The organism is Sphingobium amiense, assembly GCF_003967075.1.
GTDB lineage: Bacteria > Pseudomonadota > Alphaproteobacteria > Sphingomonadales > Sphingomonadaceae > Sphingobium > Sphingobium amiense.
The window spans coordinates 3,435,371-3,460,936 of record NZ_AP018664.1 but is presented as its reverse complement, the minus strand read 5'-3'; the positions used below and the strand labels follow the sequence as shown (position 1 = coordinate 3,460,936).

General features: G+C 66.0%; 18 protein-coding genes. 8 read left to right on the top strand and 10 right to left on the bottom strand.

What is annotated here, in order from left to right:
• Nucleotides 1-4: 4 nt before the first annotated feature.
• A complete protein-coding gene (locus SAMIE_RS16810) occupies nt 5-565 on the bottom strand; it encodes a TetR/AcrR family transcriptional regulator (protein WP_066700669.1) in 561 nt (186 codons plus the stop codon).
• Nucleotides 565-2,301: an acyl-CoA dehydrogenase C-terminal domain-containing protein gene (locus SAMIE_RS16805; protein WP_066700668.1), complete on the bottom strand. Its 1,737-nt coding sequence runs from the start codon at nt 2,299-2,301 to the stop codon at nt 565-567. The genes SAMIE_RS16810 and SAMIE_RS16805 overlap by 1 nt, the downstream gene beginning before the upstream one ends.
• A gap of 264 nt (nt 2,302-2,565) precedes the next feature.
• On the opposite strand from SAMIE_RS16805, the gene SAMIE_RS16800 reads away from it, so the two are divergent.
• A complete protein-coding gene (locus tag SAMIE_RS16800; protein WP_232037287.1) occupies nt 2,566-5,622 on the top strand; it encodes a TonB-dependent receptor in 3,057 nt (1,018 codons plus the stop codon).
• A gap of 83 nt (nt 5,623-5,705) precedes the next feature.
• Here the strand turns inward: SAMIE_RS16800 and bktB are convergent, their stop codons facing one another.
• From bktB to SAMIE_RS16780, 4 genes are all read right to left on the bottom strand, one after another.
• Nucleotides 5,706-6,881 (bottom strand): beta-ketothiolase BktB, encoded by a 1,176-nt coding sequence (bktB, locus tag SAMIE_RS16795; RefSeq protein ID WP_066700666.1) that lies wholly within the window; start codon nt 6,879-6,881, stop codon nt 5,706-5,708.
• Between the two features lie 60 nt (nt 6,882-6,941).
• Nucleotides 6,942-7,820 (bottom strand): 3-hydroxyisobutyrate dehydrogenase, encoded by an 879-nt coding sequence (mmsB, locus tag SAMIE_RS16790; protein ID WP_066700665.1) that lies wholly within the window; start codon nt 7,818-7,820, stop codon nt 6,942-6,944.
• A 125-nt stretch (nt 7,821-7,945) separates the two neighbouring features.
• Nucleotides 7,946-9,034: an enoyl-CoA hydratase/isomerase family protein gene (locus tag SAMIE_RS16785; protein ID WP_066700664.1), complete on the bottom strand. Its 1,089-nt coding sequence runs from the start codon at nt 9,032-9,034 to the stop codon at nt 7,946-7,948.
• Nucleotides 9,031-10,176: an acyl-CoA dehydrogenase family protein gene (locus tag SAMIE_RS16780; RefSeq protein ID WP_066700704.1), complete on the bottom strand. Its 1,146-nt coding sequence runs from the start codon at nt 10,174-10,176 to the stop codon at nt 9,031-9,033. Before SAMIE_RS16780 ends, SAMIE_RS16785 begins: the two co-directional genes overlap by 4 nt.
• A 135-nt stretch (nt 10,177-10,311) precedes the next feature.
• Between SAMIE_RS16780 and SAMIE_RS16775 the strand changes: the two genes are divergently transcribed.
• The gene (locus SAMIE_RS16775; RefSeq protein ID WP_066700663.1) at nt 10,312-11,208 is read left to right on the top strand and encodes a LysR family transcriptional regulator; all 897 of its coding nucleotides are present in this window, start codon (nt 10,312-10,314) and stop codon (nt 11,206-11,208) included.
• 3 nt (nt 11,209-11,211) lie between these two features.
• Here the strand turns inward: SAMIE_RS16775 and maiA are convergent, their stop codons facing one another.
• Entirely contained in the window at nt 11,212-11,847 is a 636-nt protein-coding gene (gene maiA, locus SAMIE_RS16770) for a maleylacetoacetate isomerase (RefSeq protein ID WP_066700662.1), read from the bottom strand.
• A 63-nt stretch (nt 11,848-11,910) separates the two neighbouring features.
• Here maiA and SAMIE_RS16765 point away from each other — a divergent pair, with 63 nt between their 5' ends.
• Both SAMIE_RS16765 and SAMIE_RS16760 read left to right on the top strand, forming a co-directional pair.
• Nucleotides 11,911-12,159, top strand: coding sequence for a ribbon-helix-helix domain-containing protein (locus SAMIE_RS16765; RefSeq protein WP_066700661.1), 249 nt, complete (start codon nt 11,911-11,913; stop codon nt 12,157-12,159).
• Nucleotides 12,160-12,162: 3 nt separating this feature from the next.
• The gene (locus tag SAMIE_RS16760; protein WP_066700660.1) at nt 12,163-12,480 is read left to right on the top strand and encodes a type II toxin-antitoxin system RelE/ParE family toxin; all 318 of its coding nucleotides are present in this window, start codon (nt 12,163-12,165) and stop codon (nt 12,478-12,480) included.
• Here SAMIE_RS16760 and SAMIE_RS16755 read toward each other — a convergent pair.
• Complete coding sequence (locus SAMIE_RS16755) at nt 12,477-13,511, bottom strand: LacI family DNA-binding transcriptional regulator (protein WP_066700659.1); 1,035 nt, start codon at nt 13,509-13,511, stop codon at nt 12,477-12,479. The two genes, SAMIE_RS16760 and SAMIE_RS16755, sit on opposite strands and share 4 nt — an antisense overlap.
• 311 nt (nt 13,512-13,822) lie before the next feature.
• Here SAMIE_RS16755 and SAMIE_RS16750 point away from each other — a divergent pair, with 311 nt between their 5' ends.
• The 4 genes from SAMIE_RS16750 to SAMIE_RS16735 all read left to right on the top strand — a co-directional run bounded on the left by SAMIE_RS16750 (nt 13,823) and on the right by SAMIE_RS16735 (nt 22,051).
• Entirely contained in the window at nt 13,823-16,504 is a 2,682-nt protein-coding gene (locus tag SAMIE_RS16750) for a TonB-dependent receptor (RefSeq protein ID WP_066700703.1), read from the top strand.
• A gap of 64 nt (nt 16,505-16,568) precedes the next feature.
• Nucleotides 16,569-18,392, top strand: a complete 1,824-nt coding sequence (locus tag SAMIE_RS16745) for an alpha-amylase family glycosyl hydrolase (protein ID WP_066700658.1) — start codon at nt 16,569-16,571, stop codon at nt 18,390-18,392.
• Nucleotides 18,393-18,401: 9 nt separating this feature from the next.
• A complete protein-coding gene (locus SAMIE_RS16740) occupies nt 18,402-20,006 on the top strand; it encodes an alpha-amylase family glycosyl hydrolase (protein ID WP_066700657.1) in 1,605 nt (534 codons plus the stop codon).
• On the top strand, nt 20,003-22,051 hold the full coding sequence (locus SAMIE_RS16735; protein WP_066700656.1) for a glycoside hydrolase family 97 protein: 2,049 nt from the start codon (nt 20,003-20,005) through the stop codon (nt 22,049-22,051). Before SAMIE_RS16740 ends, SAMIE_RS16735 begins: the two co-directional genes overlap by 4 nt.
• Nucleotides 22,052-22,122: 71 nt before the next feature.
• On the opposite strand, the gene ligD is transcribed toward SAMIE_RS16735, so the two are convergent.
• Both ligD and ku read right to left on the bottom strand, forming a co-directional pair.
• On the bottom strand, nt 22,123-24,627 hold the full coding sequence (gene ligD, locus SAMIE_RS16730; RefSeq protein ID WP_066700655.1) for a DNA ligase D: 2,505 nt from the start codon (nt 24,625-24,627) through the stop codon (nt 22,123-22,125).
• A gap of 9 nt (nt 24,628-24,636) precedes the next feature.
• Nucleotides 24,637-25,518: a non-homologous end joining protein Ku gene (ku, locus tag SAMIE_RS16725; RefSeq protein WP_066700654.1), complete on the bottom strand. Its 882-nt coding sequence runs from the start codon at nt 25,516-25,518 to the stop codon at nt 24,637-24,639.
• Between the last annotated feature and the right edge of the window lie 48 nt (nt 25,519-25,566).

The window sequence follows — 25,566 nt, the reverse complement described above, 5'->3', positions numbered from 1 at the left end:
CCCGTCAGCCGTGGCGAAAGACGGCCGCGATCTGCGCGGCGACCTGCGCGGGCGTCAGCCGCCCCGGCCGATACCAGTCGCTTACGCCATTGAGCTGCGACAGCAGCAGGTTGCGATAGATCGACCGATCCATCTGCGGGGGCAGAGGCAACAGATCGACCAGCGCGCGAAATAGCTGCTCGAACCGGTCGCGCCGGGCCACAAGCTCGGCCCGGACCGCAGGCGGCACTTCGCGAAAGTCGTTCATCATCGGCATGGTGAGCGAATCGGGCGCAAGCTGGATGTCGAGCAGCATCGCGCAGGCCGCTTCCAGCTTCGCCCAGGGATCGCTTTGCGCCTCCACCGCCTGTGCGATCCGCTCCTCGGCCGCGTCGAGCGCCGCATTGTGCAGCTCGACGAACAGCGCATCCTTGGACTTGATGTGATGGTAGAGCGAACCGCCAAGGACGCCCGCAGCCACGCCGATGTCCCGCATCGACGTGCCGCGATAGCCCTTGCGGGCGAAAAGCTGCGCCGCGATCTCCAATATCTCGCGGCGGCGGCTCGGCCGCCCGGCGTCCGCCATCAGAAGGCGTCGGCGGACAGCGCCATGACGGACGCTTCGCCCGCGCCGATCGCGTCGGCAAGGCCGTGCGCCTGCGGCAGGACATGCCGGGCGTAAAAGCCCGCAATGTCGCGCTTCGCCCGATGCAGCGGGCTGTCGTCCTGACCCGCCGCTACTGCCATGCGCGTCCACATCCAGCCCAGTGAGACCAGCGCGAAGAGGCGCAGATAATCGACCGCCGCCGCTCCGGCGCGGTCGGCCTCGGCGCCGCGCAAGGCTTGCGTCGCGGTGCGCAGCAGCGCCAGCGCGCCAAGCGTGCGCTCCGCAATGACGAGACCGCCCGCCCCGTCCAGATCGGCAGCGATCATGGCGAGGAAGTCATCGACCACCGCCCCGCCGCCAAGGCCCAGCTTGCGCCCGACAAGGTCCATCGCCTGCACGCCGTTGGTGCCTTCGTAAATCTGGGCGATGCGCGCGTCGCGGACATATTGCTCCATGCCCCATTCGCGGATGTAGCCATGGCCGCCGAACACCTGCTGCGCCTGCACCGCGCCTTCGAAGCCCATATCGGTGAAGGCGGCCTTCACCACCGGAGTCAGCAGCGCCACCAGCGCATCGGCCTTCGCCCGTTCGGCTGCATCGGGATGATGGCGCGAGCGGTCCAGTTGCAGCGCCACCCACCCGGCGAGAGCGCGCCCGCCCTCGACGAAGGCGCGAACGTTCAGGAGCATCCGGCGGACATCGGCATGCTCGATGATCGCCACCGGGCTGCGCGCGCCATCGGCGCTGCGGCCCTGCAACCGGTCTTTGGCGTAGGCCGCCGCCTGCTGATAGGCGCCGCCCGCGATGCCCAGACCCTGAATGCCGACCATCAGCCGTTCCGCATTCATCATCGTGAACATGGCGGCCAGGCCGCGATGCGGTTCGCCCACCAGCCAGCCGACCGCTTCGTCATAGTTCATGACGCAGGTCGGCTGGGCATGGATGCCCATCTTCTTTTCCAGCGCGCCCACCGACATGCCGTTGCGGCGGGTGAAGCCCCCGGCATCGTCGGGCAGGAATTTGGGGACGAGGAACAGGCTGATCCCCTTGACGCCAGCGGGCGCATCGGGAAGCCGGGCGAGAACCAAATGGACGATGTTGCCGCCGAAATCATGGTCGCCCGACGAAATGAAGATCTTGGTGCCCGTCACCGCGTAGCTGCCGTCGCCCAGCGGCGCGGCCTTGGTCTTGAGAAGCGCAAGGTCGGTGCCCGCACCGCTTTCGGTCAGCGCCATGGCGCCCGTCCATTCGCCGCTCACCAGCGGACGCAGCCAGGTCGCCTTGAGTTCCTCACTCGCATGGGCGGCAATCGCCTCGCATGCGCCGCGCGTCAGGCCGGGAAAAAGGCCGAAGGACAGGTTCGTCGCCGACATCATCTCATCCAGCCAGAGCTGCAGGACGAAGGGCAGCCCCTGCCCGCCATGCTCTTCCTCGGCAGATAGGGCCGCCCAGCCCGCCGCCGCGAAATCGCGCCACGCTTCGGCGAAACCGGACGGCGTGACGACGCCATCGGCGGTGAGGCGGCTTCCCTGCTCGTCGCCTTCGCGGTTGAGGGGCAGCAGACGGTCTGCGCACATGCGCCCGGCCTCTTCGAGGACGGCGGCGGCAAGGTCGCTGTCCACGTCTTTGCCAAGATCGCGCATCGCCTCGTCAAAGCCGAGGACGTGCGTCAGCAGGAAACGATAGTCGTCGATCGGGGGTGTGTAGGTGAACATGGCCTCTCCTGTCGGCCATCCACTATACCAAACACCTGTTACAGTCAACGGCGACACCGACCGACCTCTCGGTCGCTTCTCCCCCGGCGGCCCTCCCCGAAATGTATCGCTACCAGTATGAATTACACTCCTGTTGACAAACCTCCTTCGATCATGGGAAAGAAATGACTGGTAGCGTTATCAGTCTGACTCGCCGGAATGCCGGGAGCGTCGAAAGAGGAGGGGTTTATGCGAAAGTGCAATCTTACCATGCGTGCGGTTCTCATGACGGCGACGGCCCTTGTGTCGGCGGCCGCGCTTCCCGGCGCGCAGGCGCAGACCGGGGGGCAGGCCGCTCAGGTCGCGCCGCAGGATGAAGCGGGCGTCAACGACATCGTCGTGACCGGCTATCGCGCGTCGCTGCAGAATTCGACGAACTCCAAGCGCGTATCGGTCGGTTTCACCGACTCCATTTTCGCGCAGGACATCGGCAAGTTTCCCGACACCAACATCGCAGAATCGTTCAACCGCATTCCGGGCATCACCATCAGCCGCGACGTGACCGGCGAAGGCGTCAACGTCGCGATTCGCGGGCTTGGGTCCAATTTCACCAATGTCACGCTGAACGGCGCGCCCATCGCGGTTTCCTCTTCGGGCGCGACCGACGCCCAGGGCACGGACCGGTCGGTCGACCTCAGCTTCTTCCCGACCGATCTCTTCACCAAGCTGACGGTCAACAAAAGCTACACCGCAAACCTGCTGGAAGGCGGCGCGGCGGGCAATATCGACATGCGCTCGGCCCGCCCGTTCGACCGCGCGGGCACCCGCTTCACCTATAATATCCAGGGCACGAAGCAGAGCGGCGTCGACAAGGTCGGCGCGCGCGGGTCCGCGATCTTCAGCACCACCAACGACACGATGGGCATCCTGGTCGGCGTGTCGGGCCAGCGGCTCTACACCGATACGCGCGGGTTCGAGACCATCGGCTACACCAATCCCGCCCTGACGGCGGCGCAGTGTGGCGCGGGCAATGTCTGCAACACGACGGGCGGCGGCAACTGGACGATTCCGGCAGCCGTGCCAGCAGGCGCCGGCGGCGGCACGGTGGCGGGCCAGACCATCGACCGGGCCTGGCTGCTCGCCAACAATCCGGGCGCGACCATCCAGCAGATCGACAACGGCCTGCTGCCGCGCCTCGGCCGCTTTTCCGCGCAATATGGCCGCCGCGACCGTATCAACGCCATCGCCAGCGCCGAATGGCGTCCCAGCGATGCGATGCATTTCTATGTCGACGGTCTCTATGGCTATAAGAAGAACGATCTGACGCGCGAGAATATCGCGTGGATCGTCCGCAACAGTCAGGTCATCCCGACGAACACCACCTATGACCGCGACGATTGCAGCACCGGCTGTCTGGTGCAGAGCGGCACTTACGCCAACTCGCAATTCTTCCTCGAATATCGTCCGCTGACGGAAACGACGCGTCTCTACAGCATCAATCCGGGGCTGGACTGGGAACTGGCCGACCGGCTGAAGCTGTCGGTGCAGGCCAATTATACGCGCAGCACTTTCCACCGCGAGGTGCCGACCGCGGGGCCGGTGACGGCGCTGGGTCAGGGCGTAACGGTGAACTACACCGCCAATCCCAATGGCGCGCCGACGATCGACGCCAATGTCGACCTTAACGATCCCGCCAACTTCGTGTGGAACGGCGGCCGCGTGAACATGCAGGACGAACGCCGCCTCAACAAGACGAAGGGCGCGCGCGGCGCCCTCACCTGGGGCGACGAGAATTTCAGCCTTCAGGCCGGCGCGAACTATGACGACATCAGCCGCCGCATCCGGGGCTATGACAACAGCCAAGCGTGGCAGAATGCGGTGTGCGGCGGCAACCCCAACGTGTTCCTGCCCGGTCCCAACGGCCAGCCGCCCTGCCTTGGCGCAGCTGCGGTCGCGCCGGGCACGCCGGGTTATCCGACCTATCCGGGTTACGGCACCGGCTATACCGCAGGCCAGACGACGCCGATCACCTATGGCGGATCGCTGATCCCGGCGGGGCAGCTTCCCAACTTCCTGATGCCCGGCCGCGCGGGCTTCGTTACGATCGACTGGAACAAGTTCAAGCAGGCGTCCAATTATGACAGCTTCCATGACAACACGCCGGAATCGGGCGGCTCCAACACCGGGGCGAGCGGCGGCCTGATTCGCGAAAAGTCGTGGGCGGCCTATCTGATGGCGACCGGCAAGCAGCAGATCGGCGACAACGACCTGCGCTTCAACATCGGCGCGCGCTATGTGAAGACCGACCAGACGATCGAGGGCCGGGTTTCCATCGCCGATCCGCGCAATACGCTGGCGAACGGAACCCAGATTCCGGACGGGTCGCGCTATCCCAATGTCGTGACGCTGGTGCGGACGTCGAACAGCTATGACAAGTGGCTGCCCGCCGCGACGCTCGCCTATGATCTCGGCGACCTGGCGGTGATCCGCGCGGCCTATTCCAAGACGATGACCCGGCCCGATCCGGCGGCGCAGTTGCCGGGCGTGGGCTTCGGCGATCCGTCTGCGGCCACCGCGACCATCGGCAACCCGGCGCTCAATCCCTATTTCTCGAACAATCTGGACTTCGGCGTCGAACTCTACACCGGGCGCGAAGGGCTGGTTTCGGTCAACGCCTTCCGCAAGTCGCTGACGGGCTTCACCACCAACCAGATCACGACCCAGCCTTTCTCGTTCCTGGCGCAATATGGGATCACCTACGACTCGCTCAATCCGACGCAGCGCGATGCGATCAACCTGCGCGGCGGACCCAATGCCGCCACGGTGCAGATCCAGTCGCAGGTCAATGTTCCCAACAAGCTGATCGTCAACGGGCTTGAATTTCAGTGGGTTCAGCCGCTCGATTTCCTGACCGAGCGCTTCCTCGGCATCAAGGGCTTCGGCTTCAACGCAAACGCCACGCTGGTCGATCAGCGCAGCGACGGCGCGGCGGTGGCCTTCGGCGTGTCGCCCTTCACCTATAATGTGATCGGCTATTACGAGAATGGCGGCGTCAACCTGCGCGTGTCGACCACCTTCCGGGAAGGATCGCAGGTGAGCGGCGCGAACCAGAACGGCATTCCCACCGCCGCCCTCTACAGCGACGATTATCAGCAGTGGGATTTCTCCTCCAGCTTCGACCTTGAAAAGCTGTTTGGGTGGACCGGCGCGCCACAGTTGACGGTCGATATCCAGAATTTCGGCAACGCCAAGCTGCGCCAGTATTTCCAGTATGAGGGCGCGACCTTCACCCAGTATAAGCCGGGCGTGCAGTATCTGGTCGGCGTTCGCGGCACCTTCTAAAGCGAAAAGGCCGGCTGACGCGAAAAGGCCGGGCGGCCCCTTTGAGGGTCGCCCGGCCTTTATTTTTCAACAGGATGAAAGCGTCAGACGCGTTCCCAGATTGCGGCGATCCCCTGACCGCCGCCGATGCACATGGTGGTCAGGCCATAGCGGCCGCCGGTGCGTTGCAGTTCATAGGCGAGCTTGGTCGTGATGATCGCGCCCGTCGCGCCAACCGGGTGGCCCAGCGAGATGCCGCTACCGTTGGGATTGACCTTCGCCGGATCGAACGCCAGCTCGCGCGCCACCGCACAGGCCTGCGCCGCGAAGGCTTCGTTCGATTCGATCACGTCGAGGTCCGCCACCGAAAGTCCCGCCCGCTCCAGCGCGTTGCGCGTCGCCGGGACCGGGCCGATCCCCATATAGGCGGGATCGACGCCCGCATGGCCATAGGCCACCAGCCGCGCGAGGGGCTTGAGGTTGTGGGCCTTCACCGCCGCCTCGCTCGCCAGCACGACCGCCGCCGCGCCGTCATTGATGCCCGATGCATTGCCCGCCGTCACCGTGCCGTCCTTCTGGAACACGGGCCTGAGGCCGGCGAAATCCTCCGGCGCGGCATTCATGCGCACATATTCGTCGGTGTCGAAGGCGACGGGCTTGCGCTTCACCATGACCTCGACGGGCGCGATCTGATCGCTGAACCGGCCCTGCGCAATGGCATTGGCGGCGCGCGTCTGGCTTTCATAGGCGAGCGCGTCCTGATCCTCGCGCGAAATGCCGTAGCGGGCCGCGACATTTTCCGCCGTCACGCCCATATGATAGGTATGGAAGGGATCGCTGAGCGCGCCGGTCAGGCCGTCCTGAAGCGCCGCGTCGCCCATCTTCTGTCCCCAGCGGGCGGCGGGAAGATAGTAAGGCGCGCGGCTCATGATCTCCGCCCCGGCGCCCAGCGCAATGTCGCAATCGCCCATCTTGATGGACTGCGCCGCGCTGATGATCGCCTGAAGCCCCGATCCGCACAGGCGGTTGACCGTCATCGCCGGGACTTCCTGAGGGATGCCCGCGTTTATCGCCGCGATCCGGGCGGCATAGGCGTCGCGCGGTTCGCAGGGGATCACCATCCCCAGAACGACGTTGCCGATCTGCGCCGCCTCAATTCCGGCGCGTGCGATGGCGGCCTTCGCCACCAGCGCGGCAAGTTCGCCCGGCTTCTGGTCCTTCAGCGAACCGCCGAAGCTGCCGATCGCGGTGCGGGCAGCCGATACGAGGAAAACGTCCATAGTCACACTCCTCCCGTTTCGGCTGCCTTTACGCGGATCGGCGCGTCGATCAACCAGCGCTTATGACAGCATCTCGATCATCAGGCCGAAGTCGCGCTGCGCCTCACCCCTGTTCGCGAGCATCTGGTAGAGCGCCTCGGCGGCATTGCCCATCGGCACCGACGCGCTGACGCTGGCGGCGGCCTGCGTCGCGAGCTTGAGATCCTTGAGCATCAGGCCCACCGCGAAACCGCCCTGATAGCCGTTGTCCGCAGGCGTCTGCGGTCCGACGCCGGGGACCGGGCAATAGCTGGTCATCGACCAGCTCTGGCCCGACGACACGCTGGAGATGTCGTAGAAGGTCTGCGGATCGAGGCCGAGCTTCTGCGCCATGGCGAAGGTTTCGCATGTCGCGACCATCGTCGATCCCAGCAGCATGTTGTTGCAGATCTTGGCCGCCTGCCCGTTACCGGGACCGCCCGCGTGGATCACCGCCTTGCCCATGGCCGACAGGATCGGCTTTGCCGCCGCGAAGCCCGCATCCGATCCGCCCACCATGAAGGTGAGCGTGCCGCCGTTGGCCGCCGCGATGCCGCCCGAAACGGGCGCGTCCACCATGGTGAAGCCCGCCGCCTGCGCCGCTTCGGCCACGCGGCGCGCGGTGGCGACGTCGATGGTCGAGCAGTCGAGCAGCAGCGCGCCGGGCTTGGCCGCGCCGAACACCTGACCGGTATAGACCGCCTCGACATGGGTGCCGGCGGGCAGCATGGTGACGATGGCGTCGGCTCCGGCGGCGGCGTCGGCGGCGCTCGCCGCGCGGACCGCGCCATGGCTCTCCGCCTTCGCGAGCGCGTCTTCCGACAGGTCGAACGCGCGCACGGCATAGCCGTTCTTCAGGAGATTGGCGGCCATGCCGCCGCCCATATTGCCCAAGCCGATAAAGGCTATCGTCTGCGTCATCTGTGGCATCCTTTCCGCTTAACTTCGCATATTTCCCGCAAGTTTTGACATTTTGTTGCGCGGGGCTGATCCTATCGGAAAGCGGAAGCCCCCAACATGCACCGGCCCGTCGCCATAGGACAGGCTCAGCCGCCTTCCGCCGTGCCCCCGATCGGCGTCCATCCCCGCTCGGGCGGCAGCGGGGCGAAGATCGCGTCGATCATCGCGTCGCTCACTTCCTCCAGCGTCGCCGGGTTCCAGCGCGGCGCATTGTCCTTGTCGAAGATCACGGCGCGCACGCCCTCGACGAAATCGGGGCGGCGGATGATCGCGCAGGCGAGGCCATATTCCATCGCCATATTGTCGGCGAAATCCGTCTTCGCCGCGCCTTCGACCAACTGGCGCAGCGCGACCTTGACCGTCTGGGGCGATTTGGTGGCGAGCACGGCCAGTTGCTTGCCCGCCCATTCGCCGCCGTCCGCCTTCAGCGCGGCGACGATCTCCTCGGCGCGGTCGGACGCGAAGAGGCGGTCGATGTCGGCGCGGGCGGCCTCCAGCTTCGACGGCGGGGGCGTTTCCGCATTTTCCGCCAGAATGTCGGCAAGGCCGGTCGGATCGACGAGGATGCGCGCTTTCACCGCATCCAGCTTGTCCGACGCCATATAGTGAGTCGCGATGCCGATGGCCGCGCAGTCCGCCCCGTCGATCCGAGCGCCCGTCGCCGCCAGCCATGCGCCGACGCGGCCGGGCAGGCGCGAGAGGAACCAGCCGCCGCCCACGTCCGGGAAAAGGCCGATGCCGGTTTCGGGCATGGCGAAGGTCGTCCGCTCGGTCGCGACGCGATAGCGCGCCGGGAGCGACAGGCCGACGCCGCCGCCCATGACGATGCCGTCGATGAAGGCGACGATGGGCTTTTCGTAGATGAACAGCAGATGGTTCATGCGATATTCGACGTGGAAGAAGCGCTCCGCCTCGACGCAGTCGGCCTTCGCGCTGTTGGCGATGAGGGCGATGTCGCCGCCCGCGCAGAAGCCGCGCGACAATTTGGGGTCGCCGTCCGGCGCGGGGGCATGGTCGATCATTACCGCGACGACACGGTCGTCCCCGGCCCATGCGAGCAGCGCGCCGTTGATCGCTTCGCACATGTCCGGCGTCAGCGCGTGGATCGCCTTCGGCCGGTTCAGCCGGATGCGGCCGACGCCGCCCTCGACGAAGGTCAAAACCTGATCGGTCATTGGCGCAGCATGTCCCGTGCGACGATCATCCGCATGACCTGATTGGTGCCTTCGAGGATCGAATGGACGCGCAGGTCGCGCCAGAAGCGCTCGATCGGATAGTCCATGAGATAGCCGTAGCCGCCATGGAGCTGCAGCGCGCGGTCGACCACCGACGATCCGGTGTCGGTTGCCAGCCGCTTGGCCATGGCGGCGAAGCGGGTCTTGTCGGGCGCGTTTTCCGTGACCTTGACGGCAGCGGCGTAGAGCAGCGTGCGCGCCGCCTGAAGCTCCGTCTCCATGTCGGCCAGCGTGAACTGCGTGTTCTGGAAATCGGCGATGGACTGGCCGAACTGCTTGCGGTCCTTGGTATAGGTCAACGCTTCGTCGATGCAGCGCTGCGCACCGCCGAGCGAGCAGGCGCCGATGTTGAGGCGGCCGCCGTCCAGCCCCATCATCGCGATGCGGAAGCCTTCGCCTTCGCCGCCGACGAGATTTTCGACCGGCACGCGCACACCGTCGAAATTGACCTGTGCGGTGGGCTGCGAATGCCAGCCGAGCTTGCGTTCGTTCGCGCCGAAGCTGACGCCCGGCATGTCCTTTTCGATGACGAGGCAACTGATGCCCTTCGGCCCCTCGTCCCCGGTGCGGACCATCACGACATAGATTTCATTCTCGCCGCCGCCCGAGATGAACTGCTTGGAGCCGGTGACGACATAATGGTCGCCGTCGCGCACCGCGCGGGTCTTGAGCGCGGCGGCGTCCGACCCCGATCCCGCTTCGGTCAGGCAATAGCTGCCGATGCGGTCCATCGGCACCATCGAAGGCAGATATTTGTCCTTCACCGCCTGACCGCCGAACCGGTCGATCATCCATGCGGCCATATTATGAATGGAGATGAAGGCGCTGGTCGAGGGACAGCCATAGGCCATCGCCTCCATGATGAGCGCCGCTTCCAGCCGGCCGAGGCCGATGCCGCCCGATTCCTCCGACACATAGATGCCGCCGAACCCCAGCTCCGCGGCGGCGCGGATCGTGTCGCGCGGGAAGATATGCTTTTCGTCCCATTCGGCGGCGTGGGGGGTGATGGCGTCGGCGGTGAAGCGCTGCGCCATTTCCTGAATCGCGCGCTGATCGTCGGTAAGGTCGAACTGGTTTGTCATCATTTTCCGTTTCGATGGGGGGCAGGCGTGCGCGCCTTGTGCCCTTCTATCGCAAGCCGCCTCCATGGACCATTGCGATTATGCATTCAATCGCCCATTAGGGCAAAGTTGATCTGCAAAAATGCAGAGGTTACGATGTTCGACTGGGACGATCTGCGCATATTCCTGGCGGTGGCGCGGATGAAAAGGGTGGCCCCGGCGGCGCGGGCGCTGGGGATGGACGCGACCACGGTGGGGCGCAGGCTGGCGCGCCTGTCGGCAGCGCTGGACGCGGACCTGTTCGAGCAGGTGGGCGCGGACCGCATCCTGACGCAGCGCGGAGCGGCGCTGCTGCGTCATGCCGAAAGCGTCGAGGGCGCGGCGCTGGCGGCAGTGGCGGACATCAAGGGCGAACGCCACAGCCTGAGCGGTCTCGTCCGCCTGTCGGTCGCCGAAGGGTTCGGCACCGCCATCCTCGCGCCCGGCATCCCCGCCTTCCACCAGCGGCATCCCGACATCGACATCGACGTGGTGGCGACATCGGGCTTCCTCAATCCTTCCAAGCGCGAGGCCGACATGGCGGTGATGCTGGCGCGGCCGCAGCGCGCGCATCTGCTGGTCGAAAAGCTCGCAGACTATGGCCTGCACCTCTATGCGTCGGCCGCCTATCTGGGCCGCTATGGCGCGCCGCGCGGGCGGTCGGACCTTAGCGACCATGTGCTGATCGGCTATGTGCCCGACCATCTCTTCTCGCCCGAACTCGACTATCTCGACGAAGTGCAGGTCGGCGCGGCGGCGCGGCTGCGGTCGAGCAGCATCGGCATCCAGCGCCGGATGGTGCAGGAAGGGGCGGGCATCGGCATCCTGCCCGATTTCTTCGCCGCGGACGATCCCACGCTGGTCAAGATACTGGGCGAGGAGGTGGAGATCCGCCGCAGCTTCTGGCTGGTGACGCACAGCGACATGGCGCGGCTGGCGCGGATCGAGGCGGTCGCCGACCTTATCCGCGCGCAGGTGCGCCGGACGGCGGAGCGCGGCCTGATGACCGGCTGACGCTCATTCCGCGTCGGGCTGGTTTTCCGGCGCGGCCCGGCGGAAAGCGTCGAGGGCGAGGCAGGCGCGCTCGACCTCCAGGATGCGCGGCCACACCAGTTCCACGCCGAAGCGGCGGGCATTGCCAAGCTGCGGCACGAGACAGAGGTCCGCCAGCGTGACCCGGTCGCCGAAGCAATAGGGTCCGGACTGGCGCCCGATCAGCGCCTCGAACGCGTCCAGCCCTTCGCCGATGACGCGCGCGGCCCATGCCGTCGCCTGATCCTGCGTCAGCCCGACCTCGCGCAGATGTTTGAGCACCCTGAGATTCTGGACCGGATGCACGTCGCAGGCGATGAGCTGCGCGGCGGCGCGCACCTTCGCGCGGGCGAGCGGGGTTGCGGGCAGCAGCGGCGGATCGGGGAAAAGCTCGTCCAGATATTCGCAGATGGCGAGGCTCTGCGTCAGCACGTCGCCCTCCGCCTCCAGCGCGGGCACGAAGCCCTGCGGATTGAGCGCCAGGAAACCGGGTTCGCGCTGCTCCCCCTTGCGCAGATGATGGAAGACATCGGCATAGGGGACGCCCTTGAGATTGAGGGCGATGCGCACGCGATAGGACGCGCCGGAGCGAAAATAGCCATGCAGGGTGAAGTCGGTCATGGGGAGGGGTCCGTGAGGCGGAAGTGGCTTGTCGTTGTCCACATTCTTCCTTATCCTGAGGACATGAACAAGCCTCTCACGCTCAATGTCCGGGTCAGCGGTGCGCTGGGCGAGTTCGTTGCCGCCAATGTCGGCGAAACGGGCGCTTATGAGAATGTGAGCGAATATGTCCGCGACCTCATCCGCCGCGACATGGTGCGGGTGGAAAGCGAGCGGCTCGCCCTGCTGAAGGCCGAATTGCAGCAGGCCTTCGCCGCGCCGGACAGCGATTTCATGTCGCTCGATGCGGCAAGCCTGTTCGCGCGCCACTGAGCGATGGCCGTGTTCCGGGTGGCGCGGATCGCCGGGCTGCGGATCGACGAAATCTATCTCTACAGCCGGGATCGCTGGGGTGACGAGCAGGCGCGCGACTATGTGACCGGCCTGTTCGACTTCTTCGAGGATATTGCGGCGCGGCGGGTTTCGTGGCGCCCCGTTCCAGCCGATCTGGGAATCACCGGTTTTCACGCGCGCTATCGCCGCCATTATGTCTACTGGCGTGTGCTGGACGACGGCGCGGTCGGCATTGTCACGGTGTTGCACGAGCGCATGCACCGGATGGCCCGGTTCCGCGACGACCTGATCGAACCCTAAACGCCCGTGCTGCCGCGCACGACGAGGCGGGCGGGCAGGGTGCCGGGCGGGGGCGGGCGGTCCTCGATCTGGGCGACGAGCGTATCGACCAGCAACTGCCCCGCGCCCTTCATATCCTGCATGACGGTGGTGAGCGGCGGGCTGGTGAGGCTGGCGGCGGGGATGTCGTCGAAGCCGACGATGGCGACATCGCCCGGCACCGACAGACCCGCCTGCGCCAGCGCGCGCATCGCGCCGATGGCGATGAGGTCGCTCGCGGCGAAGATCGCATCGAAGGGCGCGCCCCGCCCGATCAGCGTGCGCGCCGCCGCCTGCCCCGCTTCCTCGGAGGTCAGCGCGTCGATCTGCAACACCGGTTCGGGCGTCAGACCCTGCGCACGCATCGCGTCGCACAGGCCCGCATAACGATCGGCAAATTCGGGATAATGTCCGTCGGCATGGCCGAGGAAGGCGATGCGACGCCGCCCGACGCTCAGCAGATGCGCCCCCGCCATGCGGCCCGCGCCCCGGTTGTCGGACCCGACCGTGGGGCCGATCGTGTCCGCGCCCACCGATCCCCAGCGCACGAAATGCGTGCCCGCGCCAACCAGTTGCTCCAGCCGCCGGGCATAGAGCGTATAGTCGCCATAGCCCAGCAGGATGAGGCCGTCGGCGCGGTGGCTGTCCTGATAGCGGACGTGCCAGTCATCCTCCATCTTCTGAAAAGAAATGAGCAGGTCGAGTCCCCGCGCCCCGCATTGCCGGGTGATCGACCCCAGCATGGCGAGGAAGAAGGGGTTGATGTTCGATTCGTCGGGTGTGCGGTCCTCGAAGAAGAGGAGCGCGATGGTGTTGGCGCGCTGCGAACGGAGCGAGGACGCGTTCTTGTCCACCGAATAGTTGAGTTCGCGCGCGATCGCTTCGATCCGCTGGCGGGTGGCGAGACTGACCGAGCGCGATCCGCGCAGCGCCCGGCTGACGGTGGGTTGGGACACGCCCGCGAGATAGGCGATGTCGAAGCTCGTCGGCTTGCTGCTGCGCTGGCGGCCCATCTGTCTCTCCCGCGCGTGTTGACGTGCGCGGTGCATCCTAGGGACTGCCGAAAATCAAGGCAATCGGGCCTTTCGGGACAGGTGCGATCGTGGCCGCGCGGCCACGATCCGGGGCGCTGCATATTATGCGTATACGTATGCCTTATGGCCGGAGCGCCTGACGGGGGCGTAAGGGAGGCCCAACGCACGGGACAGCGGCGCTCCACGGCCACGCCTGCGGATCAGGGATTATCGCGCACCGGACGGCGGCTCAAACGTCCGCCGGTGCTATGGGGAGAGGACAAGTGGCCAATCAGTTCGACCGCGCCCGTATGCTGGGCGCTTCCATCCTTGCCATCGTCGCAGCGACGGGCGCGACGCCCGCGCTGGCGCAGGATGCCGCGCCTCAGGCCGATGCCGCGCCGCAGGACGACCCCGCCAGCACCATCGTCGTCACCGGCTTCCGCGCGGCGCTTCAAAATGCGGTGAACGTCAAGAAGAACGCGCAGACCGTGGTGGAATCGGTGTCGGCGGAGGACATCGGCAAGCTGCCCGACGCGTCCATCGGCGAATCCATCGCCCGCCTGCCCGGCCTGACATCGCAGCGCCTGTTCGGCCGCGCCAATTCCATCGCGATCCGCGGCGCAAGCGCGGACCTGTCCTCGACGACGCTGAACGGCCGCCCGCAGACATCGACGGGCGAGCAGCGCAATGTCGAATTCGACCAGTATCCCGCCGAAGTCGTCAGCCGCGTCGACGTGTTCAAGACGCCGCAGGCCAACCTCATCCATCAGGGGCTGGTCGGCACCGTCGACATCCGCACCATCCGCCCGCTCGATTATGGCAAGCGGCTGGTCGCGGTCGGCGCGCGCGGCGTCTATGCCGATCTGGGCAAGGTCAACGCCGACAGCAAGGACAAGGGATACCGGCTGACCGGCACCTATGTCGACCAGTTCGCCGGGGACCGCATCGGCGTCGCGCTCTCGGTCGCCTATAGCGACGAACCCTATCAGTCGAAGGAGTTCGAGGCGTGGGGCTATGCCGACACGCCCGCGGGCGAGAAGGTCATCGGCGGCATCAAGCCGTTCGGCGTATCGACGCAGCTCAAGCGCCTCGGCATCCAGGGCAGTGTGCAGATGCGCGCGACCGACACGCTGATGCTGACCTTCGACGGTTTCTACGGCGATTTTTCGGACAAGCAGATCAAGCGCGGCGTCGAATTCCCGCTTTACTGGAGCGCGGCGCAGCTCGTGCCCGGCAGCACCACCAAACAGGGCAATTTCATCGACAGCGGCACCTTCACCAATGTCGAAGCGGTGGTGAACAACCATGGCTATGAGCGCAAGTCGACGATCTTCTCCGGCGGGTTCAACGCGAAGTATACCGGCGACGACGGCTGGTCGGCGATGTTCGACTTCGGCTATTCGCGCACCGACCGGTCGGAACTGTCGCTCGAAACCAACGCGGGCACCGGCCCCGGTGCGGGTGTCGGCGCGGTCGATACGCTCGATTTCACCAGCGGCAAGACCGGAACGCGCTTTACCTCCAGCCTGCTCGACTATGCCAACCCCGGCCTGATGGTGCTGACCGATCCGCTCGGCTGGGGCGGCGGCGCGCCGCTCGGCCATCAGGAAGGCTATTATAACGACCGCATCATCGACGATGAGGTCAAAAGCTATCAGGTCGAGTTCGGCAAGGAGATCGAGGGCGGCTTCCTGTCGAAGATCAGCGCGGGCCTGGGCTATACCGACCGCACAAAATCGAAGACGCCGGACGAATATTTCCTGAACCTCGCGGGCGGCGCGCGATCGCTGGTCCTGCCCGATCAATATCGTCTGGCAGCGACCGACCTATCCTTCATCGGCGTCGGCCCGATCCTGTCCTACGATCCGTTCAAGCTGCTGAATGACGGCGTCTATGTAAAGACGCTCAACCCCAGCAAGGACGTGCCCGCCAAGGCCTATTCGGTGACGGAGCGGGTCATGTCGCTCTACCTGATGGCGGACATCAAATCGACGGTCGGATCGGCGGACCTGACCGGCAATTTCGGCGTGCTGGCGCAGAACACCGAACAGAAGTCGCGCGGCTTCGTCAATCTGGCGGCGGCATCGCTGGTGCCCACGACGCGGGGCGCGACCTATTGGGACGTGCTGCCGTCCGCCAACCTTTCGCTGCGCTTCCCCAGCGATTTCGTGATCCGGCTCGCCGCCGCCCGCGAGATCCAGCGGCCCCGGTTCGAGGATATGAAGGTCAGCCTCGATTATGGCTATAACACCGCCAGCGGGATCATCACCGGCACCGGCGGCACCCCGACGCTGCGCCCCTATCGCGCCTGGGCGGCGGACTTTAATATCGAGAAATATTTCGGGACGAAGGGCTATATCGGCCTCCAGACCTTCTACAAGAAGCTCGACAGCTACGTCTATCGCGACACCGCCGCGTTCGATTATACCGGCCTGCCGGTCGTGCTGCCGCCCGGCGCGACCAACCTGCAAGGCACGATCACGCGCCCGGTCAACGGCAAGGGCGGCAAGCTCTACGGCTTCGAAATCGCGGGCACGGTGCCCTTCGACGTGGTGACGCCCGCGCTCGACGGCTTCGGCCTCACCGGTGGCCTTGGCTATACCAAGACCAGCATCCGCCCCGGTCCCAATGCCGATGCCGAAGACCTGCCCGACTATTCGCGCTGGGTGGCGAACGGCACGCTCTTCTTCGAGAAATGGGGCTTTTCGGCGCGCGGTTCGGTCCGCTACCGTTCTTCCTTCGTCGGCCAGTTCATCGGCTTTGGCGGCGAGCGCGAACTGCGCCGGGCCTTGAGCGAAACCATCGTCGATGCGCAGATCGGCTATGATTTCCAGAAGGGCAGCGCATTGGAAGGCGTTTCGCTGTTCCTGCAGGGACAGAATCTGACCGACGAGCCGTTCGTGTCGGTGGACACGGACTCGAAAGCGCAGGTGCGCAATTACCAGAGCTATGGCCGCCGCTTCATGGCGGGCTTCAACTACCGCTTCTGATGTGTAGCATGTCCTCGCGGCATTATGCCGCGGGGGCACAACCACCCTGCCGGAGGGAATTTCCATGGGTCGCACGGCCATGAGCTTGCGCGCGGGCGTCGCCGCGATGATCGCCGCCCTCGCCCCTCCGGCGGCGGCGGATACGCTGGCGGACGTGCGGGCGCGCACGGCGGAGCAGGAGATCGTCTATTTCGTCCTGCCCGACCGCTTCGCCAATGGCGACCCCAGGAACGACCGGGGCGGCCTGAAAGGCGACCGCCTCGCCACCGGCTACGATCCCACATCCCGCGCATTCTACCATGGCGGCGACCTCAAGGGGCTGACCGGGAAGCTCGACTATATCAAAGGGCTGGGCGCGACCGCGATCTGGCTCGGCCCGATCTTCAAAAACAAGCCCGTGCAGGGCGCGAAGGGCCAGGAAAGCGCGGGCTATCACGGCTACTGGATCACCGATTTCACGACCGTCGATCCGCATTTCGGCACCGACGCCGATTTCCGCGCGCTGGTCGATGCCGCCCATGCCCGCGGCATGAAGGTCTATATGGACATCATCGTCAACCATACGGCGGACGTGATCCAGTATCGGGAAAGCCCGACTAGCGCCGCCCCCTATCGCAGCAGGGCGGACTATCCCTTTTCCCGCAGGGGTGGCGTGGACGGCGCACCGATCAACGCGGGCTTTACGGGCGATGCCGACGCCAGCGCCGCCAACTGGGCAAGGCTGACCGATCCCGCCTTCGCCTATACGCCTGTGGTGCCAAAGGGCGAGGAAAGGGTCAAAGTCCCCGCTTGGCTCAACGATCCCGTCTATTACCACAATCGCGGCGATACCGACTGGAAGGGCGAGAGCGCGCAATATGGCGATTTCGTCGGCCTCGACGATCTGGCAACGGAGAACCCGCGCGTGGTCGCCGGCTTTATCGACATCTACAAGGGCTGGATCGACCGGTTCGGCATCGACGGATACCGCATCGACACCGCGCGCCATGTGAACCCGGAATTCTGGCGCGCCTTCATCCCGGCGATCCGCGCCCATGCAGTGGCGAAGGGCATTCCGAATTTCCACATCTTCGGCGAAGTCGCGACCGACGAATATGACCCGGCGCTGCTGGCGAGCTGGACGCGCAACGCGGCTTTCCCGGCCGTGCTCGACTTCGCCTTCATGCGCGCGGCGGTGGACGCGGCGAGCGGGAAGACGGGCACGCAGATGCTCGCCCGCATGGTCGAGGACGACGCGCTCTACGAAGGGGGGAAGGCGGCGGCGCTGCAACTGCCGACCTTCCTCGGCAATCACGATGCGGGCCGTTTCGGCTGGTTCCTGCGGCGGCAAAATCCCGGCATGAGCGACGCCGAAGCGCTGGCGCGCGACATGCTGGGCCATGCGATGCTGCTGACGCTGCGCGGCGTGCCGACACTCTATTATGGCGACGAACAGGGCTTTGCCGGCAAGGGCAACGACCAGCAGGCGCGGCAGGACATGTTCGCGTCAAAGGTCGCGGAATATAATGACGACACGCTGATCGGCACGACCGCGACCACCGCGCGCGACAGTTTCGATGCGGCCCATCCGCTCTACCGCGCCATCGCCAGGCTGGCGCAGATCCGGCGCAACACGCCCGCCTTGTCGCGCGGCGCGACTATTCTGCGTGCGAGTTCGGACCAGCCCGGCCTCTTCGCCGTATCGCGGATCGACCCGGATACGGGGCGCGAAGTCGTCGTCGCGTTCAACACATCGGCCGCCGCGCTGTCGGGCCATATCGCGGTCGATCCGGCGAGCGGCGGGTTCACCGCCCTCGCCGGACCCTGCCCCGCCGCCCCGCTTGCGCCCGGCAGCATTACCCTTACCCTTCCCGCTTTCGGCTATGCCGTCTGCGCCGCCAAGGATTGACCCCAGACCATGACGCTTCCCGTTCAAGCCGATCTGCCCTGGTGGAAGGGCGCGGTCATCTACCAGATCTACCCGCGCAGCTTCAGCGACAGCAACGGCGACGGCATCGGCGACCTCAACGGCATTACGCAGCGGCTGGACCATGTGGCGAAGCTGGGCGCGGACGCGATCTGGATCTCGCCCTTCTTCACGTCTCCGATGCGCGATTTCGGATACGACATCGCCGATTATTGCGATGTCGATCCGATCTTCGGCACGCTCGCCGATTTCGACGCGCTGGTCGCGCGGGCGCATGCGCTGGGCCTCAAGGTCACGATCGACCAGGTTTATGCCCACACGTCCGACCTGCACGACTGGTTCGCGAAGAGCCGCGCCAGCCGCAGCGGCGACAGGGCCGACTGGTATGTCTGGGCGGACCCCAAGGCGGACGGCACCCCGCCGAACAACTGGCAGTCGGTGTTCGGCGGCCCGGCCTGGACATGGGACGCGCGGCGCGGGCAATATTATATGCACCAGTTCCTGAGCAGCCAGCCACAGCTTAATGTGCACAACCCGTTGGTGCAGGACGCGCTGCTGGGGGCGATGCGTTTCTGGCTGGACCGGGGCGTGGACGGATTCCGGCTCGACGCGCTCAACCATTCGATGCACGACCCGGAACTGCGCGACAATCCGCCCGCGCCGGATGACGGCACGCTGCGCACCCGGCCCTTCGATTTCCAGATCAAGAAATATAGCCAGAGCCACGCAGGCGTCGCCGATTTCGTCGCGCGCATCCGCCGCCTGTGCGACGAATATGGCGCGATCTTCACGGTGGCGGAGGTGGGCGGCGCGCTCGCCGAGGCGGAGATGAAAGCCTATACGGCGGGCGAAACGCACCTCAACAGCGCCTATGGCTTCAACTTCCTCTATGCCGATGCGCTGACCCCCGCGCTGGTCAAGGATACGGTCGAACGCTGGCCCGACGATCCGGGCATGGGCTGGCCGAGCTGGGCGTTCGAGAATCACGATGCGCCCCGCGCCCTGTCCCGCTGGTGCGCGCCGCAGGACCGCGCCGCCTTCGGGCGGATGAAGGCGATGCTGCTGGTCGCGCTGCGCGGCAACGCCATCCTCTATCAGGGCGAGGAACTGGGGATCACGCAGGTCGATATTCCCTTCGACAAGCTGCAAGACCCCGAAGCCATCGCCAACTGGCCGCTGACCCTGTCGCGCGACGGCGCGCGCACGCCGCTGCCATGGGAAGCGGACGCAGCGCATGCGGGCTTTTCGAGCGCGGAGCCATGGCTGCCGGTCGGCGAGGAAAACCGCGCCCGCGCCGTCGACACGCAGGAGGCCGATGCGGGATCGCTGCTGCACCATAGCCGCGCGATGCTGGCGCTGCGCAAGGCGCATCCGGCGCTCAAGACCGGCAGCCTCGACATCGTGATCGCGGACGACCGGCGCCTGCTGTTTCGCCGCCGCGCGAACGGCCAGTCGCTGCTGTGCCTGTTCAACCTGTCGCCGGAGGCGGCGGAATGGCCGCAGGAGATCGCCGCGACCAACCGCCTGCTCGCCGCCGTCAATGGTGCGGCACCGGGCGCTCTGCCCGCCTACGGCGCGCTGATGATCGAGGAATGACGACGATGTTCAAGGCCGCTCTGGCGATCCCCCTGCTGCTCGCCGCCCCGGCGCTGGCGCAGGAGGCGCGCCCCGCCGTTACCGCGACCTCGCCCGACGGCAGCATCCTGCTGACCGTTTCGACCGACAATGACAGCCGCCCCGTCTGGTCTCTTTCCCGCAAGGGCAGGCTGCTGATCGCGCCGTCGAAGCTGGGCTTCATCCTGACCGACGGCCTCAACATGGTGCGCGGCTTTACCATCGCCGGGTCGGAGAAGGCGGCGGCGAAGGAGACGTGGGAGCAGCCCTGGGGCGAACGGCGCTTCGTCACCGACATTCACAACGAACTGCTGGTGCGCTTCAGGCAATCGGACGTGCAGGGCGCGCGGCTGATGAACGTCCGCTTCCGCCTGTTCGATGACGGCGTCGGCTTCCGCTACGAGCTGCCCGAGCAGCCGGGCATGAAGACGATGCGGATCGCCGACGAGACGACCGAGTTCGACATTGCGCCCAAGGGCACCGCATGGTGGATTCCGGGCGGCGAGTGGAACCGCTATGAGCAGGTCTATCAGGCGACCCCCATCGACGCTGTATCGACCGCGCATACGCCCATCACCATGCGGCTGGAGGACGGGACGCACCTCAGCTTCCACGAAGCCGCGCTGGTCGATTATTCGGCCTATTGGCTCAAGCGCGCATCGGGCCAGACGTTCCGCACCACCCTGTCGCCTTCGTCGCAGGGCGCGCGTGTGATCCGCGACCTGCCGTTCAACACGCCATGGCGCACGATCCGCATCGCCGACAGCGCGGCGGGGCTGGTCGAGAATGATCTGGAGCTGAACCTCAACGAACCCAACAGGCTGGGCGATGTGCGCTGGTTCAGGCCCGCCAAATATATCGGCATCTGGTGGGGCATGATCCGGGGCGACTGGACATGGGCGGAAGGGCCGAACCATGGCGCGACCACCGCGCGGACCAGGCGCTATATCGACTTTGCGGCGAAACACGGCTTTCGCGGCGTGCTGGTCGAGGGGTGGGACAAGGGCTGGAACGGCGAATGGTTCGGCCATGGCGACGAATTCAGCTTCACGCAGGCGACGGGCGATTTCGACCTGCCGGGCCTTGCCGCCTATGCGCGGAAAAAGGGCGTCCACCTGATCGGCCATCATGAGACGGGCGGCAATATCGCCAATTACGAGGCGCAACTGGATGACGCCATGAAGCTTTATGGCGGGCTGGGTGTCGATGTCGTCAAGACGGGCTATGTCGCCGACATGGGCGGCATCGTCGCGCCGGGCGATACGCCGGGCACGACCCGGATGGAATGGCATGACGGCCAGCGGCAGGTGCAGCATCATCTAAAGGTCGTGGAGACCGCCGCCAAATATCATGTCGCGGTCAACGCGCATGAGCCGGTCAAGGACACGGGCCTGCGCCGCACCTATCCCAACTGGGTGTCGCGCGAAGGGGCGCGGGGGATGGAATATAACGCCTGGGGGGCGTTCGCCAACGGGCCGGACCATGAACCGACGCTGGTCTACACCCGGATGCTGTCGGGGCCGATGGACTATACGCCGGGCGTCCTCAGCCTCGAAGGGGCGAAACATGTGCCGCTTGCGTCCACCCTGGCCAAGCAGCTCGGCCTCTATCTCGCCCTCTATTCGCCGATCCAGATGGCGGCGGACTTCATCGAAAATCTGGCGAAATATCCCAGGGAACTGGATTTCATCGCCAGGGTGCCCGCCGACTGGAGCGAGAGCCACCTGATCGCGGGCGAAGTGGGCGACTATGCGATCTTCGCGCGCAAGGACCGCAACAGTGCGGACTGGTATGTCGGCGGCGTCAACGACGCGACGGCGCGCACCGTGCCGCTCAGCTTCGATTTCCTCGAACCGGGCAAAAGCTACACCGCGACCATCTATAAGGATGGCGAGGGCGCGACCTACCTCACCGACGCGCGGCACCGGATTGCCTATGAAACGCGCACCGTCCGCAAGGGCGACCGCTACGACCTGTGGCTCGCGCCCGGCGGCGGCGCGGCGATGCGGCTGGTGCCCGCGAAATAACGGTTCCGGCCTTCAAGGCCGGTCTCCCCCGCCGCCGGGCCGGACTGCACGCCGGTCCGGCGGTTTTCCCCTCAGATGTCGGGCAGCTTCTGGGCGGCGAAGCCCCAGCCTTTCAGCGACGCAGCCCGCCCGATCAGCGCGTCGGCGTCGCCGATCGAAAAAGGATGCGCGTCCTTCATCCCGTCCAGTTCGTCCCAATCGAGCGGGATCGCGACCGGCGCGCCGGGGCGGGCGCGGGCGGAATAGGGCAGGACGGCGGTGCTGCCGCGCTGGTTGCGCAGCCAGTCGATGAAGATGCGGTCCCTGCGCTTCGCCTTGCTCATCGTTGCGACGAAGCGGTCCGGCTCGGCGGCGCTCAAGGCCTGTGCGAAGCGGGATGCGAAATCCTTGTGCGCGTCCCAGCCATGGCCCGGCGTCAGCGGCACGACGACATGCACGCCCTTCCCCCCTGACAGCATCGCGAAGGAAACGAGGCCGATGTCGGACAGGCGCGCGCGGATGTCCTGCGCGGCCGCCTTCACGCGGGCAAAGTCCATGCCTTCGTCGGGATCGAGGTCGAAGATCATGCGGTCGGGCCGCTCCACCGCGTCGGCGCGGCTGGCCCAGCCGTGAAATTCGATCGTCCCCATCTGCACGCAGGCGAGCAGCCCCTGTGCATCCTCGACATAGATATAATCCTCGCTGCCGCCGTCCTTCTCCCGGATCGGCACCTGATGCACCGCCTTGCCGAAAGAGCCGCTGTCATGCTTCTGGAAGAAGCATTTCTTCGCGCGCCCCTGCGGGCAGCGGACGAGGCTGACGGGTCGGTTGGCGGCGAAGGGGAGCATCAGCGGCGCGATGGCGGCATAATAGTCGGCCAGTTCGCCCTTGGTCTGGCCGCTTTCGGGGAAGATGACGCGGTCGCGGCTGCTGATCTTCATAAGTTCGCGCGGCGCGGGCGCGGCGGCTGGCTTTTCGGGCTTCACCTCCTTCGCCTTCCTGTCGCCGCGTAAGCCCAGGAAGCTGGCATGGCGCACGCGCCCTTCGGCGGTGAATTCGGCAAAGGCGATCTCGGCGACGAGCTGCGGTTTCAGCCAGGTTGCGCCGCGCGACTCTGTGCGGGGAACCTCGGCGGGGGCTTTGTCCGCTGCCAGCGGCTGCATCGCTTCGTCCAGTTGCGCCATCAGATCGGTGTCGAAGCCGGTGCCGACCTTGCCCTTGTAGACCAGCGCCTTGCCCTCATGCTGGGCGAGGAGGAGCGACCTGAACGGGCGGCCGCGCGCGGTGCTGGCGCTCCGGCCGATAATGACGAATTCCTGCCGCCGCGTGCATTTGACCTTGACCCAGCTCTTCGTCCGCCCGGCGCGATAGGGGGCGTCGATCCGCTTGGCGATGATCCCCTCCTGCCCCGCGCCGCAGAGCGAGCGGTAGAGTTTATCGCCCGCACCGATGACATGATCGGCGACCATCACCGGCGGGCTGGCGTCGCGCAGCAGCGCCTCCAGCCGTTCCTTGCGCTCGATCTGGGGGAGCTTCTTCATGTCCTTCCCCTCTAGCGAGAGCAGGTCGAAGGCGAAGAAATGGAAGGGCGTGTCCTCCCGCTGCGATCCGTGTCCGCGTTTCAGCACCTCCTGAAGCGCGGAGAAGCTGGGGTTGCCATCCGGCCCGAAAGCGACGATCTCTCCGTCGATCAGCGCGGGCGGCAGGTCGAGCGCGGCGATGGCACGGACCAGCGGCCCGAACTTGTCGGTCCAGTCGAGCCCGTTGCGGGTGGAGACGCGCACCTTGTCCCCCGCCACTGCGACAATGGCGCGATAGCCGTCATACTTGATCTCGTGCATCCACTCGTTCCCGGCGGGCACGGCATCGACCAGGGTCGCGAGTTGGGGGGCGGAGAAAGCCGGGAGCCTGCCGCCGCCCGCACGGCGGGGCTTCGCGACTTTGGCATTATGGTCGCGCGCCGCCTGCATTTTTTCGCCGAACGCCTTGCCCTTCGCGCCTTTGAGCGATTGCGCCGCATCCTTGTCCGCCGCGATTTCCGCCATCGACCGGCCCGTGAGCACGCTGGTGAGACCGCGCTCGACCAGCACATCGCCCTCCCCCGCTTCCGCGTCGCTAACCTTGCGCAGCAACCAGTTGTCGCGCTTCTCGCCCGGCCGCCGCTTCATGCGGACCAGCAGCCATTCGCCCTTCATCCGCTCCCCGTCGAGCGTGAAGTGGAGATGCCCGTCCTCAAGGTCACCGGCGCTCTTGCCTTCGATGGGCGCCCATGTGCCGCGGTCCCACAGCATCACCGTGCCGCCGCCATATTCGCCCTTGGGAATGATCCCCTCGAAATCGCCGTAGCTTAACGGATGATCCTCGGTCTGGACGGCGAGACGCTTGTCGTCGGGGTCAATGCTCGGGCCTTTGGTCACAGCCCAGCTTTTCAGCACCCCGTTCACCTCCAGCCGGAAATCCCAGTGCAGGCGCGTCGCGTCATGCTTCTGCACCACGAAGCTGTTGCCGCCGGTCTTCGCGACCTTGCCCTCCGGCTCGCGAGTCTTCTGAAAGTCGCGCCTGGCGTTATAGGCGGAGAGCGGATCGCGGGCGGCCATGGCGGCGGATCAGGAGATGTTGCGCTTTGCCGGAGCGCGCGATCCGGACGCGGCCTTGGCGGATGCCTTCTTCGCGGGCGCTTTCTTGGCGGGGGCGGCCCTGCCCCCCTCTCCCACCGATTTCTTGAGCGCCGCCATCAGGTCGATGACGTTGCCGCCCTTCGCCGACGGTTCCTCGACATCCTCGATGATGCGCTTGCCCTTCGCTTTCTTCTTTTTTTCGATCAGGCGCTGGAGCGCGTCGACATAGCGGTCGTGAAACTCTTCGGGGTGAAAAGGCGCGGTCTTCTTGTCGATGATCGCGGTGGCGAGGTCGAGCAGGTCGGGATCGGCCTTCCGGTCGGGGATCGACCCGAAATATTTCTGCGCCCTGGTGACTTCGTCGGCATAGCGCAGCACTTCGAGGATCAGCCCCTTGCCGCAGGGTTTCAGCGACACGAGCTGCTCCCGCCCCCGCACCGAAAGCTGGCCAAGGCCCACCTTTTTCGTCGTGCGCAGCGCATCGCGCAGCACGGCATAGGCTTCCTCGGCCAGATCATCGGCAGGGAGGACGAAATAGGGCTTTTCATAATAGAGCACGTCGATGGCGTCGGCGTCGACGAACTGGACGAGGTCGAGCGTCTTGCGGCTCTCGATTTTCACCGCCTCGATCTCTTCGTCCTCCAGCAGGACGTAATTGCCCTTTGAAATCTCGAAGCCCTTGAGAATTTCGTCGCGGTCGACCGGACCGACGCCGGGCGCGACCTTTTCGTACCGGATGCGCTTGCCGGTCGGCTCGTGGATCTGGTGGAAGGAAATCGCCGCGCCGGACCGGGTCGCGGGATAGATTTCCACGGGAATCGAGACCAGCGCCAGTCTGATCTGACCCTGCCAATATGCGCGTGCCGCCATGCCGTGAACCTCCGACCCGGTTCAGCGCGCCGCCCGCGCGGAAGTTCC